This window comes from Streptomyces sp. NPDC004609 (genome assembly GCF_042873655.1).
GTDB lineage: Bacteria > Actinomycetota > Actinomycetes > Streptomycetales > Streptomycetaceae > Streptomyces.
Genome location: NZ_JBIALS010000021.1, coordinates 72,277 through 89,846, shown reverse-complemented (window position 1 = coordinate 89,846; position 17,570 = coordinate 72,277). Strand labels below are relative to the sequence as shown.

Below are 17,570 nucleotides of genomic sequence, written 5' to 3'. Positions count from 1 at the left end.
TGCGTCCCTGCGGCCGTTGACAATACGTGGCCGTTAAACGCACACTCGGGCCAAGCAGAAATGAACTGTAGTTCATCTGGCGAACAGAAGGAACCTCTTCATGGACAAGGTCAGAGAGAGCGCCGCCGACGCGGTCGCCGACATCGGGGACGGAGCCTCCCTCGCCGTCGGCGGATTCGGGCTGAGCGGTGTGCCCGGCACACTGATCGAGGCGCTGTTCGCCCGCGGGACCGGCGGATTCCATGTGGTCTCCAACAACTGCGGGGTCGACGGCGCAGGACTCGGCACCCTGCTCGCCGCGGGCCGCATCGCCCGGGTCACCGGCTCGTACATCGGGGAGAACAAGGAGTTCGCCCGCCAGTACCTCGCCGGTGAGCTGGAGGTCGAACTCGTCCCCCAGGGCACCCTGGCCGAGCGGCTGCGCGCCGGCGGCTGCGGCATCCCCGCCTTCTTCACCCCGGCGGGCGTCGGCACCCAGGTCGCGGACGGCGGCCTGCCCCGCCGCTACGGCGCGGAGCCGCTGCTGAGCCCCGCCAAGGAGATCCGCGCGTTCGGCGGACTCGACCACGTCCTGGAGCACGCCATCACCACCGACTTCGCGCTCGTACGGGCCGCGAAGGGCGACCGCCTCGGCAACCTCGTCTTCAACAAGGCGTCCCGCAACTTCAATCCGCTGGCCGCGATGGCGGGCCGGATCACCGTCGCCGAGGTCGAGGAACTCGTCGAGCCCGGCGAACTGGACCCGGACGCCGTGCATCTGCCCGGGGTGTTCGTCCAGCGCGTGGTCGCCCTCACCCCCGCGCAGGCCGCGGACAAGCGGATCGAGAAGCGGACGGTACGCGCCGCGACGCCCCCGGCCCCTCGGGCCGCGAACAGGACGGTGACGGTCTGATGGCCTGGACACGTGACGAGATGGCGGCCCGCGCCGCCGCGGAACTGACCGACGGCTCCTACGTGAACCTCGGCATCGGACTGCCCACACTGGTCCCCGCCTTCCTCCCCGAGGGCGTCGACGTGGTGCTCCAGTCGGAGAACGGCATCCTGGGCGTCGGCCCCTACCCGGCCGAGGACGAGGTGGACCCGGACCTCATCAACGCGGGCAAGGAGACCGTCACCGTGCGGCCCGGAGCGGCGTACTTCGACTCCTCGCTCTCCTTCGGCATGATCCGCGGCGGACACATCGACACCGCGATCCTCGGCGCCATGCAGGTCTCCGCCCGCGGAGACCTCGCCAACTGGTCCGTCCCCGGCAGACTCGTCAAGGGCATGGGAGGTGCCATGGACCTGGTCCACGGCGTCCGCAGGGTGATCGTCCTGACCACCCACACCGCCAAGGACGGCTCCCCGAAGATCGTCGGCGAGTGCACCCTCCCGCTCACCGGCACCGCCTGTGTGCACCGCGTCATCACCGACATCGCCGTCCTCGACGTCACCGGCGACGGCCTCGTCCTCGTCGAGACCGCGCCCGGCGTCACCCCCGAGGAGGTGCGGGCCAGGACGGCCGCGCCCGTGCTCGTCCCCGTACCCGTTCCCGCCGCGCAAGGAGCCTGACATGACCGGCCGTCTCAAGGACGTGTACGTCGTCGACGCCGTCCGCACGCCCGTCGGCAAGTACGGCGGCGCCCTGTCCGGCGTGCGGCCCGACGACCTCGCCGCCTCGGTGCTCGGCGCGCTCGTGTCCCGTACGCCCGACCTCGACCCCGCCCGGATCGACGACGTCTTCTTCGGCAACGCCAACGGCGCGGGCGAGGAGAACCGCGATGTCGCGCGCATGGCCGTCCTGCTCGCCGGACTCCCCGTCACCGTCCCCGGTACCACCGTCAACCGGCTCTGCGGCTCCGGGATGGAGGCGGTCGTCCAGGCCGCCCGCGCCATCGCCGTCGGCGACGCCTCGATCGCCGTCGCGGGCGGCGTCGAGTCGATGAGCCGCGCGCCCTGGGTGGTGCCCAAGCCTCCACGCGCCTTCCCCACCGGCCATCAGGAGATGTACTCCACCACCCTCGGCTGGCGGATGGTCAACCCCCGGATGCCGAAGGAGTGGACCGTCGCCCTCGGCGAAGGCGCCGAGATCGTCGCGGAGCGCCACAACATCGGCCGTGAGGCCCAGGACGCCTTCGCCCTCGACAGCCACCTCAAGGCCGCCCGCGCCTGGCGGGACGGACGGTACGACGCCGAGGTCGTGCCCGTCGACGGAGTCGACCTGGCACGCGACGAGTGCATCCGCGACACCACCTCCCTGGAGGCCCTCGCCCGGCTGAAGCCCGTCTTCCGGAAGGACGGAACCGTCACCGCGGGCAACTCCTCCCCCCTCAACGACGGTGCCGCCGCCCTGCTGCTCACCGACGAGGACGGACTGCGCGCCACCGGACGCGAGCCGCTCGCCCGGATCGGAGCCACCGCCGTGACCGGCATCGAGCCGCAGTACTTCGGCGAGGGACCCGTCGAGGCCGTCCGCCGCGCGCTGAAGAAGGCCGGACGCGAGCCGGGCGATCTGCTCACCTTCGAACTCAACGAGGCGTTCGCCGCCCAGGCCCTCGCCTGCCTCGGCCAGTGGCCCGGACTCGACCCGGCGATCGTCAACCCGCGCGGCGGAGCGACCGCGATCGGCCACCCGCTCGGCGCGTCGGGCGCCCGGATCACCGGCGCCGTCGCCCACCAGCTCGCCGCCGCCGGCTCCGGAACCGGCATCGCCGCCCTGTGCATCGGCGTCGGCCAGGGGCTCGCCCTCGTCCTGGAGAAGTGATCCCATGACCGTCACCCGGGGGCCCGAGCCCAGCCAGCGGCAGATCAGCGAGGAGATCGCGGCCGCGCACCGAAGTGCCCACGAGGCCGCCCGCCGGGCCCTGGCGGACGGCGGCACCCCGCCGCACCATCCGGACCGCGACTTCGCTGCCTACCGCAGCAGCACCCTGCGCCATCCGCACCTGCCCCTGGTGACCGTCGACGGCGACCCGGAGGCGGCCGAGCTGTCCGGCCCCGTCTTCGGCGTCACCGATGTCACCGGACTCGACGCCGATCTGACCCGGCAGCACCCCGGCGAACCGCTCGGCGAGCGGATCACCGTCACCGGGCGGGTGCTCGACCGGGCCGGCCGCCCGGTGCGCGGCCAACTCGTCGAGATCTGGCAGGCGGGCGCCTCCGGGAGGTACGCGCACCGGCGCGACCAGCATCCCGCCCCGCTCGACCCCAACTTCACCGGCGCCGGGCGCTGCCTCACCGACGACGAGGGGCGCTACCGGTTCACCACCGTCAAGCCCGGCGCCTACCCGTGGCGCAACCACCGGGGGGCGTGGCGGCCCGCGCACATCCACTTCTCGCTCTTCGGCACGGCGTTCACCCAGCGGCTGGTGACCCAGATGTACTTCCCCGGTGACCCGCTCTTCCCGTACGACCCCATACTCCAGTCGGTCACCGACCCCGGCGCCCGCGCCCGGCTGGTCGCCGAGTACCGCCATGAGCTGTCCACGCCCGAATGGGCGCTCGGCTACCAGTGGGACATCGTCCTCGACGGGCCGGACGCCACGCCCCCGGACCCCGAGGACCACTGATGCCGCACCCCACCCCCTCCCAGACCATCGGCCCGTTCTACGGATACGCCCTGCCGTTCCCCGGCGGCGGGGACATCGCCCCGGCGGGCCACCCCCGCGCCCTCACCGTCCACGGCCAGGTGACCGACGGAAACGGCGACCCCGTACCGGACGCGCTCGTGGAGACCTGGCAGCGGGTGCCCGAGGCCCTCCCCGGCTCGATGCGGCGCGACCCGGTCGCCGGAGGCTTCCTGGGGCGCGGCGGCACCGCCTTCACCGGCTTCGGACGGGTGGCCACCGACGCCGACGGCCACTGGGAGGTCCGCACGCTCGCACCGCCCGCCTCCGCGCCCTATCTCGCGGTGTGCGTCTTCGCCCGCGGGCTGACGCACCATCTGTACACCCGCGCCTACCTCACCCGCCCCGCGGCGGACCGGCTGCTCGCCGCGCTGCCGCCGGAGCGCGCGGACACCCTCCTCGCACGGGAGGAGTCGGAGCGGACCCACCGCTTCGACATCCGCCTCCAAGGAGAGAAGGAGACGGTCTTCCTTGACTTCCACGGCTGACGACGGCGCCTGCGACACCGGTCTGCTCGCACCCGCGTGGGCGGGCAGCCCCGCCGGGGCGGCGACCGGGGACCGGGCCGTGCTCCAGGCGCTCCTGGACGCCGAGGCCGCGCTGACCCGCGCCCAGTGCGCCACCGGATCGGCGCCGGCCGCGGCGGGCCGCACGGTCACCGGGGCCGCCCGCGCCGAGCGGTTCGACGCCCGCTCGCTCGCCCTGCGCGCCCGGGGCGGCGGCAATCCCGTGATCCCGCTCGTCGCCGACCTCACCGCCGCCGTGGCCCGCCTCGCCCCGGACCACGCGGAGTTCGTGCACCGGGGGGCCACCAGCCAGGACATCCTCGACACCGCCCTGATGCTGGTCGCCGCGCGCACCCTGGACCTCATCACCTCCGACCTGGAGCGGACCGCCGACGCGCTCGCCCGGCTCGCAAAGAGGCACCGCGACACACCGATGCCGGGCCGCACCCTGACCCAGCACGCGGTTCCCACCACCTTCGGCCTCAAGGCGGCCGGCTGGCGCTCCCTGGTCCTGGACGCCGGAGAGCGGCTCACCCGGGTCCGCTCCTCGCTCCCCGTCCAGCTCGGCGGCGCGGCGGGCACACTGGCCGCCTTCCACACGTACGCGGCGGACGCCGACGGCACCCCGGGCGACCCCGGCCTCGCGCTGACCGCCGCCTACGCGGCCGAACTCGGCCTCGCCGAACCCCTGCTGCCGTGGCACACCCTGCGCACCCCGGTCGCCGACCTCGGCGGCGCCCTCGCGTTCACGACCGGCGCGCTCGGCAAGATCGCCGCCGATGTACTCGTGCTCTCCCGCACGGAGATCGGGGAGGCCGCCGAGCACACCGGCGGCGGCTCGTCCGCCATGCCGCACAAGAGCAACCCCGTGGCGGCGACCCTCATCGCCTCCGCCGCCCGCCGGATCCCGGCGCCCGCCAACGTACTCCTCGGCTCCCTCGCCGCCGAGGACGAACGCCCCGCCGGAGCGTGGCACGCCGAATGGGAGCCCCTGCGCGAGGCCCTGCGCCTGACCGGGGGAGCGGCGCACCACGCCGTCGGACTCTGCACCGGGCTCCGTGTCTTCCCCGACCGGATGCGCGCGCACCTCGATCTGACCGGCGGCCGGATCCTCACCGAACGGCTCGCCGCCCACCTCGGCCCGCTGCTCGGCCGGGACACCGCGCGACGGCTGCTGGAGCGGGCGTCCCGCCGGGCCGCCCGGGACGGCACGACCCTGGCGGACGAGCTGCGCCGCGACCTCCGCCACCCGGATCCGGACCCGGACCCGGCAGTCCACCCAGGCCCGGACCCGGACCTGCACTCGGACCCGGACCTTCCCGCGGACCCGGACCCGGACTCCGGTGACGGGCGCGGCCGGGCGGACGGGCAGCCGGCCGGCCGGCGCGAGGAAGCGGGCACCCGCACCGCAGCGTCACCGCCCGGGGCCGGTGCCGCCCCCTCCTCCGGGACCGGCGCCTCCCCGCGCCCCGGAGCGGGCGACCCGGCTCCGGAAGCGCGGGCCGTCCTCACCGACGAACTGCTGCGCGAACTGACCGACCCCCTCGGCCATCTCGGCTCCGCCGGAGCCCTCACCGACCGCGCCTTGGAGCGCCACCTCCACCGGGACCACCGATGACACTGCACCACCGCGCCGAAGGCCCTCTCGACGGGCCGCCCCTCTACCTCGGCCCGTCGCTGGGCACCTCGCTCGCCGTCTGGGACCCCCAGGCGGCCGCGCTCGCGCGCCACCACCGCGTCGTCCGCTGGGACCTCCCCGGCCACGGCGGCTCACCCGCCACGCCGCGCCCCACCACCCTCGCCGGACTCGGCCGGCTGGTGCTCGGCCTCGCCGACTCCCTGGGCCACGCCTCCTTCGCGTACGCGGGTGTCTCCCTCGGCGGCGCGGTCGGCACCTGGCTGGCCGCGCACCACCCCGGCCGGGTCACCTCCCTCGCCCTCCTGTGCACCTCCGCCCGCTTCGGCGAGCCCGGCCCCTGGCGGGAGCGGGCCGAACTGGTACGCACCGAGGGCACGGGCCCGCTCGCCGCGAGCGCGCCCGGCCGCTGGTTCACCCCCGCCTTCGCGGCCTCCGGCGACCCGGCGACCGCGGCCCTGTCCGCCGATCAGCTGGCCGCCGACCCCGAGGCGTACGCGGCCTGCTGCGAGATCCTGGCCGGTGCCGACCTCCGGAGCGACCTGGCCCGTATCACCGCGCCGACCCTGGTCGTCGCGGGCCGGGACGACCGGGCCACGCCACCCGCGCACGCCCGCGCGCTCGCCGACGGCATCCGCGACGCACAGCTCCTCGAACTGCCCCGGGCCGCGCACCTCGCGAACGTGGAGCGCCCGAAGGCCGTGCTCGACGCCCTGCTGGGCCACTTCGGCGGGGCGGAGAGCCAGGGGACCCGGGTACGCCGGGCCGTGCTCGGCGACGCCCACGTCGACCGGGCCATCGCCCACACCAGCCCCTTCACGGCCCGGTTCCAGGACTTCATCACCCGCTACGCCTGGGGCGAGATCTGGGCGGGGGACACCCTGGACCTCCGCACCCGCAGCTGCGTCACCCTCACCGCACTCGTCGCGGGCGGCCACCGGGAGGAACTGGCGATGCACGTACGCGCCGCTCTGCGCAACGGTCTGACGCCCGACGAGATCGGTGAGGTCCTCCTCCAGAGCGCGGTCTACTGCGGGGTTCCCGCGGCCAACTCCGCCTTCGCCGTCGCGGACGAGGTACTGCGGGAGGAGAGCGAGCGAGGGGAGCGCGACTCCTGATCCGGGCCCGGCGAGGGCATCACACACGGGCCACTGCCGGTGTCACCGGTGGTGGCCCGTGCCACGACAGCGCCGGCGTTCCCCTCGAATGCGCGGCTACCGGCAGGAGCACCGCGCGCCACACCCCGGCACGGCTCAGGCAAGCGGACCGGACATCCGGGCGGTATCCCCGAACGCATTGCCGAGCCGTCTTTTCCACGGGTAGGATCCCCGATGTGACTGCCGGGTCGGCCTTGTGCCAGAAGCGAGTTGGGTTCCCGGCCCCGGAGTGAGTCCGGGGCGGGCGCGAGCCCCGCCTTTTCCCTTCTTTCCGCCCTTTCCGCGCACTGCGCGCGATGACTTCCGCGTGCCCCGCCGTATGAGGGGGCGCGCTTCTTCGGGCCGCTCAGCAACCTGAGCACTCTCGGACTGAATGCCCTTCCGCCCTGAGCCGGGAGGCTCCGAGGCATGCCCGAAACGGCCTTTATGGCACCGAAATCCGCAAAGGAATGCGAAGAAGAAGAGCGGAGAAGTAAGCAGAGAATGCCGAACGATTTCAACCAGCGGATCATCGACGAGTTCCGGGCCAACGGAGGCAGGGTCGGAGGACCCTTCGAAGGAGCCCGGCTGCTTCTGCTGACCACCACCGGGGCACGGTCGGGAGCCCGGCACACCACCCCCCTCGGCCGCCTTCCCGACGGCGACCGGGTGCTCGTCGTCGCCTCGGCGGGCGGCTCGCCCCGGCACCCCGCCTGGTACCACAATCTGCGGGCCGAGCCACGCGTCACCGTCGAGGACGGGGTGTTCCTGTACGACGCCAGGGCGGTGGTCCTGGAAGGCGAGGAGCGCGACGACGCCTTCGCCCGCGCCGTCGAGTTCGACGCCGGATGGGGCGAGTACCAGTCCAGGACCACCCGGGTGATCCCCGTGGTCGCCCTGGAGGGATTCGCGGAGGGCCCGCCGACCATCCCCGGGGCCACGACCTTCGGCGCGTACCTCACCCGGGTCCACGGCGGGCTGCGCCGCGAAGTCGCCCTGATCCGCAAGGAGATCGCCGAATCAGGTCCCGAATCCGGAACCGGCGGGAGGAGCACGGCACTCGGCGCCCAGCTCCGGGTGAACTGCCTGACCCTGTGCGAGGGGCTGCGCCGGCACCACATGGGCGAGGACGGCTCCGTGTTCCCCATGGCCCGGGAGCGCTTCCCCGAACTCGCCCCGGTCCTCGCACGGCTGGACCGGGAACACCGGGAGATCGCCTCGATCCTCGGCGAGCTCCAGCGGATCGTGACCGCCGGCGCCGACCCTGTGGCCGTCCTGCCGGAGGTGGACCGCCTCGCCGCCGAACTGGAGGTCCATCTCGCCTACGAGGAGGAACAGCTGATCCCGCTCATGGGCGGCTAGGGCGTGTATCGAAAGTCCCGCCTGGCCTGCGACGCCCAGCACGCACACTCGCTGCGTTGTCGGAATCGCCCAAGTACGTCCGGTACGAGGTCGACCCTCCGCCTTGCGATTGCACGCACCGGACGCCGCAGGCCCCGCCCTCCGGGCGGACGGCGCTACTTTCGATACACGCCCTAGCGCGGTGACCGGAACGGTGTGCCGGTGAGCCTGCGGCGTCCCGTGCGGTGCGGCGCGAGGCGGAGGTCCGCGGCTCGTACGCGCCGTACTCGCGCGGTCCGACAACGCAGGGGGCACCACCCGTGCCCGCAGGGCTACGGGAGTGCCGCGCCGGGCGTCGCAGGCCGGTGAACGTTTCCGGTCACCGCACCTAGTGCCGGACGGGCCCCTCGCGGCCCCCGCCGTCGCCCGCGTCCGTCCACCGGGCCTTCTCCCGTGGCCGACGGGCGACGGCCGACGGGTCCGGTGTGGCTCCGGGGCGGCGGAGCGGTCCTCCCCGAACGGCTCACGGTCCGCCCCCGGCCGTACGCAGGCCGGGTCAGCCGCCCCGAGGCGCCGCCAGCCGCTCCACCGCCTCCAGGACCGGCCGGACGGCGTCCTCCTCGGCGAGCCGGTCGGCGAGGAAGCGCGCCCGCCGACGGTAGCCGCGGTCCGTGGTGGCCTCCGTCAGCGCCGCCGCGAGCGCGGGCACCGCCAGCCGGCGCAGGGGCACGGAACCGGGGGCGACCCCGAGGGCCTTGAGCCGGGCGGCCCAGAACGGCTGGTCGAACTGGACCGGTACGGGCACGGCCGGGACCCCCGCGCGGAGCCCGGCCGCCGTGGTTCCCGCGCCCGCCGCGTGGACCACGGCGGCCGTCCTCGGGAAGAGGGTGCTGTGCGGCAGTTCGCCGACGGTGAGCATGTCGTCGCCGTCGGCCCGCAGTCCGCTCCAGCCGGACTGGATCACTCCGCGCAGCCCCGCCGCCCGCAGCGCGCGTACCACCGTCGCCCCGATCCGCCCGGGATCGGGGACGGTCGCGCTGCCCAGACCGACGAACACCGGAGGCGGCCCGGCCGCCAGAAACGCCTCCAACTCGTCCGGCAGCCGGGCGTCGTGAGGGGTGTGGGGCCACCAGTACCCGACGACACGCAGCTCCGGGCTCCAGTCGGCGGGCCGGGGGACGACCTGTTCGCTGAAGCCGTGGAACACGGGCCTGCCCGTCCGCTCCCGGCTGCGGCCGGCCCGAGCCGACCCCCTGGGCGGCAGCCCGAGTCGCACCCGCAGTTCGCGTACGGCATCGGAGAAGATGACGTCCACGGCCGCGTTCACCGCCCGCGCCGCCAGCAGATTGCCCGTCCGCCCCCAGGACCCGGTGCCGATCACGGGTGGTGCGAACTCCCGGGTGGGGGCGATCGGCTGCAGGTTGATCCCGACACAGGGCAGTCCCAGCCCCTCGGCGACGGTGTGGCCGAGGGGGGCCACGGAGGCGGACAGCAGCAGAACGTCGCTGTCCTGAGCTGCCGTCAGCAGATCGTCCGTCAGCCGCCCCGCCAGCGCACGTGCCAGGGCGACCACACGGACCAGCTTCCCGGCGTCCGTGGTACTCCGGTGGAGCCCGCGGCCCGCCGCGGACGCCAGCTCCGCCCGCGGATCGAGGGGCAGGGCGTGGAAGTCCAGGCCCGCCGCCTCGGCCAGGGGCGCGAACCGGGCATGGGTCACCAGGGTGACCCGGTGACCGGCCCGGGCCAGCCCGTGGCCGAGGCCGGTGTAGGGGGCCACATCGCCCCGCGATCCCACGGTCATCAGTGCCACGCGCATGATCGCCAGTATGGCCACCGGACCCGCCCCACACACGTGCACCGCGTGCCCGGCCGGCACCGACCGGCAATCCTCCCGGTCGCCGGGCGGTACGCCCCGCGCCCCCAGGTCCCCGCCCCCGCCCCGGCCCGGTCCTCCGGTTCCCGGCCGGCCGCCCGGAACCGGAGGACCACGGTGTGTCATGCCGTGTACGGCGTCATCGCTCCCCGGCCAGCACCCGGCTGCCCGTCACCACCAGGGCGAAGTCCTGCCTCGGCGCGCCCGCGGGCTCTCCGGGCCTCGCGTGTTCCGTGACCGAGACACCCCGGACCCGGATTTCGTGAACACCCTCACCCGGTACGGGGATCGTCACCTGCTGAACGTTGTTGACGGCCCTCGGGAACGGGTGCACATCCCCGTCCAGCAGCCGCCCGCCCGGGGTGAGCACCTGGAGATACAGCTCGTTGACCAGCTTGCCGTTGCCCTCCTGCGACGGCGCGTCCGTCCAGACGAGCGTCACCCTCAGCTCCTCCCCGGGTTCCGTGGCCTCGACCTCGAACCGCCGGGTCTGACCGCTGCACACGGCGTCGTCCCAGGCGTCGGCGAACCGGGTCCGGTGGCGTTCGTCCACACCCACCGAGCGCGCCGCGTCGACCCGGCCGAAGCCGCTCACACTGTTGGGGCCTGCCGGGATCTCGCCCTCGTACTGACCCTTCATCGGCACCGCGCCGTTCACCAGGAACGCCTTGAGCAGCGCCGACGACGGATGGTGCCCCCGGTCCCGTACCAGATGCTCGCGGACCAGCGCCGCCGCCCCGGCGACGAGCGGGGTGGCCATGCTGGTGCCACCGGCCCAGCAGTACGCGCCGGCCAGCGGATGGCCGGACGGCAGCCTGCCCCACAGCGGGTTGACCGAGTCGGGCAGTTTCCGCGAGAGCAGGGACAGCACATTGGTACCGGGCGCGACGACATCAGGCTTGATGCGGCCGTCGTCCGTCGGACCGCGGGACGAGAAGGCGGCCATTCCGTCCACATCGTCGGAGACATGACCCGCACCGCCGAGCGTCGGCCGGGTCAGGTCCCAGCGCTGGTCCTTGCCCGGTGTCGGGATCGAGCCGGCGGGCCGGTCGTTCTCACCGGCGCCGACCGTCAGACAGTTCTTGGCCGTACCGGGCGCGCCCACGGAATCAGGGTCGATCACCCCGTCACCGTCGCGGTCCTCGCCGCTGTTGCCCGCCGAGAACAGGATCAGCATGTCCCGGTTGTGCCACATGAACGCGTCCACGGCACGCGCGGTGCCGGTGTACACCCCGGCGGCGGCCGAGCCCCAGGAGTTGGTGTGGATACGGGCCCCGGCCCGGTACGCCTGCTCGAACAGGGGCAGCAGATCGGTCGGCAGGCCGTGGAGCCCGACGTCGGCCGGCGGCCAGGGGCCCCCGAGGGGCGCCAGCCCGGCGGCCTCGATCTCCGCCGCGCCGCGCCACGTCACACGCTGGCTGATGGCCTGGAAGTAGACCTGTGCCTCCGGTGCCACCCCCGCCGGGACGGTGGCCTCCTTCGCCGCGAGGGCCGTGCTGCCGTCGCCGAGGACCGAGCCCGTGACATGGGTGCCGTGGCCCGAGTGCGCGTCGGCAGGGCCGTCGTCATGGCCCGGGGGGTCGTTCACATACGGGGCCAGGGACAGCTTGGTCGGCCAGCTCACCAGGCCCGCCACCCGGCCCCGCACGTCGGGATGGACGGTCTCGGGGTCGCCTGTGTCGAGGCCCGAGTCGGCGATGGCCACGATCTGGCCCCGGCCCGTGAGCTGAAGTCCCGCGACCGAGTTGTCCTTCTCGACCTCCAGGACCAGCCGCGCCTGGTCGTTGTGCAGTTCCGGCCGCGCGTACGGCAGGACCGCCTGTACCGCGGGAAGCCCGGCGAGATCCGCCGGACGCGCGCTCGCGACCACATTGCGGCCGGTCGTGGACAGCACGGTCCCGCCCTCCGCGCGGACGGCGGCGGCCAGCGCCTGCACGCTCTCGCCGGGGAAGACCGACACCTCGATCAGCTGCTCGGCCGCCTCCGTGACGTTCGACAGCTCCTCGGCCCCGAGGCCGGCCGGAGGCTCCGCGTACACCTTCGGCGAGACCTTCATCGCCGCCCGGTACGGAGTGACCGCCTCCACCCACGGCCTCTCCGCCAGTGGCGCGACCCGCTCCGGCAGTACGCCGATCAGCAGGGTGAAGTCGGTGAGGCTGTCGTGGACCACCGCACCGCCCGCCCGCAGCTCCCGGAGCCACCCGGGCGCGGGCGGCCCGGCCAGCCGCAGCAGGTAGTAGGCGATGCGCCCGGACGGCGGCTCCACCGTACTCATCTCCTGGGCGCTCATCGCGTCCTCGAACACAAAGCTGTTCCCGGCCGCGAGCACCGGCTGCCGCTCCTCCAGCGCGACCACCTCGACGTCCAGGCGGCCCGCCGCGGCCGCCTGCTCCCCGGTCGCGCGCACCAGCATCGTGTCCGGATAGCGCGCGAGAACCTCCACCCCCGTCGCACGGACGGCGGCCTCGTCGGCGTCCGTACGCACGGTGACGATCAGCCTGCTCGGCATGGGCGAACTCCCCTCCTGTGAAGCACGGTCCGGGGGCGGCCACCGCGGCCGGTGGCGGTCGCATCCGCCCGGCGCCGGGCCGCCCGGTGGGCAGGGCGGAAGCGCCCGGGCCGCGCCGGGACGGCGGACCTCGCCGGCATCTCCATCGCGGACCTCCCCCGATGCGGCCGGTTCCGGTGGATCCCCCGAACCGGCCGCCGTGTACGACGATGTGACGGTGGCCGGACCCGCGAGCGGGCGACCGCCGTTCCCCATCATCGGGGAAACCGCCCCGACCGGACTCGGAGTTGGGAGCATTGCCCGCCCGCGGCGGCGCAGTCGCGGCATCGGTGGGCCCCGGGGGCGTGCGCCCCCGAGCCCCTGGCGGCCGTACGCCCACGGTGGTGACCGGGCGACCCGGCCCCCGGCCGGATCGCCTTCGTCCATGGACGGCTCGACGACTGTACTGCCTGTCCCCGCCGGGCGCGGTCGTCCGCAGGAGACGTCGGCGGCCCTGTCAGCCGGACACCTTCCCTGCGCCGGCACGGCCCCGGAACGTCACCACCGCGGCCAGCAGGTAGGGGACGGCGGACAGGGCGAACAGCGGGCCGTGGCCGGTGTATCCGGAGACGGCGCCGTACACCACGTACACCATCAGCGTCGACCCTCCGGTGCCGAGGCCGACGAGCGAGGTCACGGTCGCCCGGCTCGGTCCCGTGATGGCGGCCTGGAGACGTGCCTCGGCGACCACCTCCGCCGCCTGGAACACCAGGAACGCCAGGGCCAGCGGGAGGAATCCGGCCGGGGTGCCGGACAGCGTACCCACCACCGTGGCCAGCGCCGCCCCCGCCAGCGCGACCCCCGCCGCCCGGGCACCCAGATGCTCCGCGCGGGCCGCCAGCAGACTGCCGAGCGTCACACCCACCCACACGGCCAGAACCAGGAACGGCACGTCACGTGTCTCGGCCCCCGCCTCGGCGGCCAGCAGCGGAACGTACTCGTCCAGCGCCTCCCAGACCGTCGAGAGAAGAACGGTCGTCATCAGCGCGTGCCGCACGGACGCGCCGGTGCGCACCTCGCGCAGCCCCTCCTTCAGCGTCGCGAGGTACGCCGAGCCCGCGCCGGTATGCGCGCCCGCGCCCGTGTGCGTGCCCGGGTGCTCCGGTCGGCGGACGTCCCGGTGTTCGGGAAGGAGCGCGGCCACCGCGGCGGCCAGCAGACAGGCCACGACACTCGCGACACCCAGGGCCGTGAAGCCTCCGGCGGCGAACACGGGAGCGGCCGCGGCGGTGGCCGCGGCCGTGGCGATCGCGCTCACCGCGGCGGAACGGCCGATCAGCCGCGTGTAGCGGGAGGCCGCGCCGAGCCGCTCCAACTCCTCGTAGACCAGCGCCTCCATCGCTCCGGAGCGCAGAGCGCTGCCGGTGCCCCAGAGCACAAAACCGAGGGCGAACGTCCCGTACGAGGGGGTGAGCACCCACAGGGCGCAACCCACCGCCTTCAGCAGCGGTCCGACGACGATGAGGAGGCGCCGGGACACCAGGTCCGCCCAGGCACCGGACGGCACCTCGACCACCAGGCCGGTCACGGACCAGAGGGCGAACAGGGAGGAGATCTCGGCGGTGGTCAGGCCGTGTTCGGCGAACAGCAGCGCGTAGACCGGATAGAGGAGGATCAGGTCCTTGAGGCCCGAGTAGGCGAGGAGTCTTCGCTCCAGCCGACGCAGGGGGCGGTCATCGGGCAGGCCGGAGCGCATGGGCGGGAGCGAGGCGGAAAACTGCACGGAAAGGTCCTCCGGAACGGAGCAGTGGACGGTGGCGGTGACTGCTCGTCCCGGAGGCGGGCCCCGGCAGCGCGCTCCGTCCGTTCCGGATGGACCTGGGGTGCAGGATCAATGTCGTCGGCGCATACGGATGAGTGTAGGAGGCCGGTCCGTCCGGGCCGACGGGAATCCGGGTACCCGCGCGCAAGCGCCGACCGCCGGGCGCGGCCGTGCGATAGCGCCGGGTGGAGTCTTCCCCGCGGGCGGCTTCCCACCGGAAGCACCCGTCCGCCGTAGGTGACCCGCCGGAGCCCACCGCGCCTCTCCCGGCGGGGCCGCCACCGCCCGTGTGCGGTGGCACCGGCGCGCGTCCTCGGTCCGCGGCCGCGCGCACCGGCCGCTCCGGCCGACGGCCCACCCTGCCGCCCGCGCCCCTGCGACTCGTGTACGGGCACCCCGCGGCCGCTCAGCGCGGATGCCCGGTCGCCGTCGGCCGGATCAGCGGGTCAACCCGACCTCCGCCCACACCTGCTTGCCCCCGGCGAACGGCAGCGAACCGTACGCCGTCGCAAGCGCCTCGACGATCAGCAGCCCCCGGCCCCCGGTCGCGTCCAGATCCAGCCCCGCCGGCCGTGCGGGGGAGCGGGGAGAAGAGTCGTTGACGGCGATCCGCAGCCGGTCCTGAGACAGTGTCAGATCCAGGCGGACCTGCCCCGGGGTGTGCGCGATAGCGTTGGTGACCAGCTCGGAGACGATCAGCAGCGCGACGTCCATGTCCTCGGCCGCACCCCAGGACCGCAGGGTACGGGCGGTGAACCGGCGGGCGTGCACGATGGCGTCGGGGAGCCGCCACACCGTCCAGCGGGCGCGTACGGGCCTGGCGGCCATCCCGTCGTACCGCAGCAGCAGCACCGCGACATCGTCGTCGCGACGGTCCACGTTTCCGAGCAGCTCGTCGGCCATGCGCCCGGCGTCCGCCGGATCGGCCGCGGCGAGCAGTCGGCGCAGCCGGCTCATCCCCTCGTCCAGCGGCAGGTTCGCCGACTCGACGAGCCCGTCCGTCAGCAGCGCCAGCACCGTGCCGGGAGCCAGCCCCGCCCCGGTCATCGGGAACTGGGCGTCCGTCATCACACCCAGCGGCGGCCCGCCCTGGACGTCGATTTCCTCGGTGGCGCCGTCGGGGCGCCGCAGCAGCGGCGGCAGATGCCCCGCCCGGACGAAGAGCGCACGGCCCTCCTCCATGTCCAGATCCACATAGCAGCAGGTGGCGAAGAGATCGGTCTCCATGCCCATGAGCAGGCGGTTGGCCAGGCCGACGACCACATCGGGCGGATGGCCTTCCACCGCGTACGCCCTGATGGCCGTCCGCATCTGCCCCATGATGGTCGCCGCCTCGGCGCTGTGGCCCTGGACATCCCCTATGACGAGGGCGACATGGCTGTCGGGCAGGGGGATCACGTCGTACCAGTCGCCGCCCACTTCCAGACCCACGGTCGCGGGAAGATAGCGGGCGACGGCCTTTCCGCCCGGCAGCACCGGCAGTGTGCGCGGCAGCAGACTGCGCTGGAGGGTTCTGGCCAGCTCGTGCCGGGCGTCCAGCGCGTGGGCCCGCATCAGCGCCTGCCCGACCAGACTGGCCGTCGCAGTCAGCAGAGACCTTTCCTCAGGGCCGAAGCGGTGCTCCTCGTCCCAGCCCACCAGGCAGACGCCGACCATCCGGCCGTCCGCCTGGAGCGGCAGGACCGCGAGCCCGCCGGGTCCGATGTCCGCCAGCCCGGGTTCGAGGGCGGCGCCGGGCAGCCATACGGTCACCGTGCCCTCGCGGAGGGTCCGCTTCAGCGTCGGCAGGGCGCCGCTCGACGCGTCGGGCCACTCGGAGCGCCATTCGGAGCGCCACGCCTCGGGCCAGGCGTCCGGGCGCGGTGGATCGAGGACGGTGACGAACAGCCGGTCGCCCTCCACCTGTGCGACCGCCACCCGGCTCGCGTTCAGGGGAGCGCGCAGCGCCGCGACCACCACCTCGCTGACATCGCGTACGGTCGTCGCGCCCGCCAGCTCGGCGGAGAGCCGCTGCACCCGGGAGACCTCGTCGGCGCTGGGCCGCAGATAGGAGGCGTCCGCGACCACACCCAGTACCCGCTTTGGTGTGCCGTCGGCGGCCGCCAGCACCCTGCAGCGCAGGCCCAGCCACCGTAACTCGCCGTTGCGGCAACGGATCCGGAACGCCAGCTGATGGTCGGACGACGGCCACAGCCCCGGCTCCACGACGGACATCAGCGCGGGGACGTCGTCCGGTACAGCACAGGCGACCAGGGTCTCCGCGCGCCCGTCGAAGTCCTCGGGGCCGATGCCGAGCAGATCCAGCACCTGGGCGTCCGCCGTCATCCCGCCGGTGTCCAGCTGGAGGGTGAAGGCCCCGCTGCGCAGGGGCACGAGGCCCGAGCCACGGGCCCGGCGCGGCTGCTGGTGCCGAACCATCCGTGACTCGAACGCCTCGATGCCCGCGGCCACTTGATCCGCGTACAGCTCCAGGAGCTGGCGGCGGTCCGGGTCGAAGCCCTCGGGGAACGCTCCCATCACCACGAGGCAGCCGCGCCTGCTGGCGTGCCCGCCCAGGGGGAGCGCGCCCAGCGAGGTGCCGGGCGGCCAGGTCTTGACCCGGTTCCGCAGATCGCTGTCCGGGCAGCCGTGGGCGTCGTCGGCCGCGTACACCCGGAGCGCGGCGGGGTCGAGCCACAGCGCCCGGCCCGTACGGAACACCTCCGCGACGGGGGAGCGGCCGGCGAGCCGGATCAGCGGGGGCACGGTGTACGGCCCGCCGGGGCCCTCGACCGCTTCGGCGAGATCCAGGGCGTCGCCGTTGTCGCCCAGTAGATAGACGGCTGCGGACCCCGCCCCGCAGAACGCAAAGTGATGCCTGCTCAAGGCCCGTACCGCCTCCCGGGAAGCCATGGCCGCGCTCAGCGCTTCCACGGCGTGGGGCCGACCGGACCCGGCTGGGACGGTGTCCTCGCCGTGACCGCCCACTCTATGCCGCGCCGTCCCCGCCGGAAGAGGGGACGGGGTAATCCCGACCACGCTTCCCACGGCCGTCCGGCGGCCTCGCGACCGCCGGCGCGCGAAGTCGCCGCGCGGGGCGTCCCCGGCCCGCGACCCGGCGACGCCCGGCACGGACTCTTCGGATACGGGAACGTCCCGCACGGCGACCTCGGGCACGGGGGAT

At 74.3% G+C, this 17,570-nt stretch carries 11 protein-coding genes and 1 pseudogene; 8 read left to right on the top strand and 4 right to left on the bottom strand.

The features are described from left to right. Positions 1–100 precede the first annotated feature (100 nt). From ACFYT4_RS21440 to ACFYT4_RS21405, 8 genes and pseudogenes are all read left to right on the top strand, one after another. The gene (locus ACFYT4_RS21440) at positions 101–892 is read left to right on the top strand and encodes a CoA transferase subunit A (RefSeq protein ID WP_389271117.1); all 792 of its coding nucleotides are present in this window, start codon (positions 101–103) and stop codon (positions 890–892) included. After that, the gene (locus ACFYT4_RS21435) at positions 892–1,551 is read left to right on the top strand and encodes a CoA transferase subunit B (protein ID WP_389271114.1); all 660 of its coding nucleotides are present in this window, start codon (positions 892–894) and stop codon (positions 1,549–1,551) included. Before ACFYT4_RS21440 ends, ACFYT4_RS21435 begins: the two co-directional genes overlap by 1 nt. Position 1,552: 1 nt before the next feature. Then, positions 1,553–2,743, top strand: a complete 1,191-nt coding sequence (locus ACFYT4_RS21430) for a thiolase family protein (RefSeq protein WP_389271112.1) — start codon at positions 1,553–1,555, stop codon at positions 2,741–2,743. A 4-nt stretch (positions 2,744–2,747) separates the two neighbouring features. Further along, on the top strand, positions 2,748–3,548 hold the full coding sequence (gene pcaH / locus ACFYT4_RS21425) for a protocatechuate 3,4-dioxygenase subunit beta (protein WP_389271109.1): 801 nt from the start codon (positions 2,748–2,750) through the stop codon (positions 3,546–3,548). Beyond that, a complete protein-coding gene (gene pcaG / locus ACFYT4_RS21420; RefSeq protein ID WP_389271106.1) occupies positions 3,548–4,093 on the top strand; it encodes a protocatechuate 3,4-dioxygenase subunit alpha in 546 nt (181 codons plus the stop codon). The genes pcaH and pcaG overlap by 1 nt, the downstream gene beginning before the upstream one ends. Continuing rightward, positions 4,077–5,396, top strand: a pseudogene (pcaB, locus tag ACFYT4_RS21415) (3-carboxy-cis,cis-muconate cycloisomerase); the annotation flags it as partial. The gene pcaG and the pseudogene pcaB, both read left to right, overlap by 17 nt. Positions 5,397–5,725: 329 nt before the next feature. Then, positions 5,726–6,865, top strand: a complete 1,140-nt coding sequence (gene pcaD, locus ACFYT4_RS21410) for a 3-oxoadipate enol-lactonase (RefSeq protein WP_389271103.1) — start codon at positions 5,726–5,728, stop codon at positions 6,863–6,865. A gap of 522 nt (positions 6,866–7,387) precedes the next feature. Next, positions 7,388–8,245: a nitroreductase/quinone reductase family protein gene (locus ACFYT4_RS21405; protein ID WP_389271100.1), complete on the top strand. Its 858-nt coding sequence runs from the start codon at positions 7,388–7,390 to the stop codon at positions 8,243–8,245. A gap of 535 nt (positions 8,246–8,780) precedes the next feature. Here ACFYT4_RS21405 and ACFYT4_RS21400 read toward each other — a convergent pair. The 4 genes from ACFYT4_RS21400 to ACFYT4_RS21385 all read right to left on the bottom strand — a co-directional run bounded on the left by ACFYT4_RS21400 (position 8,781) and on the right by ACFYT4_RS21385 (position 17,272). Continuing rightward, positions 8,781–10,040 (bottom strand): glycosyltransferase, encoded by a 1,260-nt coding sequence (locus ACFYT4_RS21400; protein ID WP_389271097.1) that lies wholly within the window; start codon positions 10,038–10,040, stop codon positions 8,781–8,783. Positions 10,041–10,236: 196 nt separating this feature from the next. Next, entirely contained in the window at positions 10,237–12,606 is a 2,370-nt protein-coding gene (locus tag ACFYT4_RS21395) for a S8 family serine peptidase (RefSeq protein ID WP_389271094.1), read from the bottom strand. A gap of 496 nt (positions 12,607–13,102) precedes the next feature. After that, positions 13,103–14,368: an MFS transporter gene (locus ACFYT4_RS21390; RefSeq protein ID WP_389271091.1), complete on the bottom strand. Its 1,266-nt coding sequence runs from the start codon at positions 14,366–14,368 to the stop codon at positions 13,103–13,105. A 477-nt stretch (positions 14,369–14,845) separates the two neighbouring features. Continuing rightward, on the bottom strand, positions 14,846–17,272 hold the full coding sequence (locus ACFYT4_RS21385; protein WP_389271088.1) for a SpoIIE family protein phosphatase: 2,427 nt from the start codon (positions 17,270–17,272) through the stop codon (positions 14,846–14,848). Between the last annotated feature and the right edge of the window lie 298 nt (positions 17,273–17,570).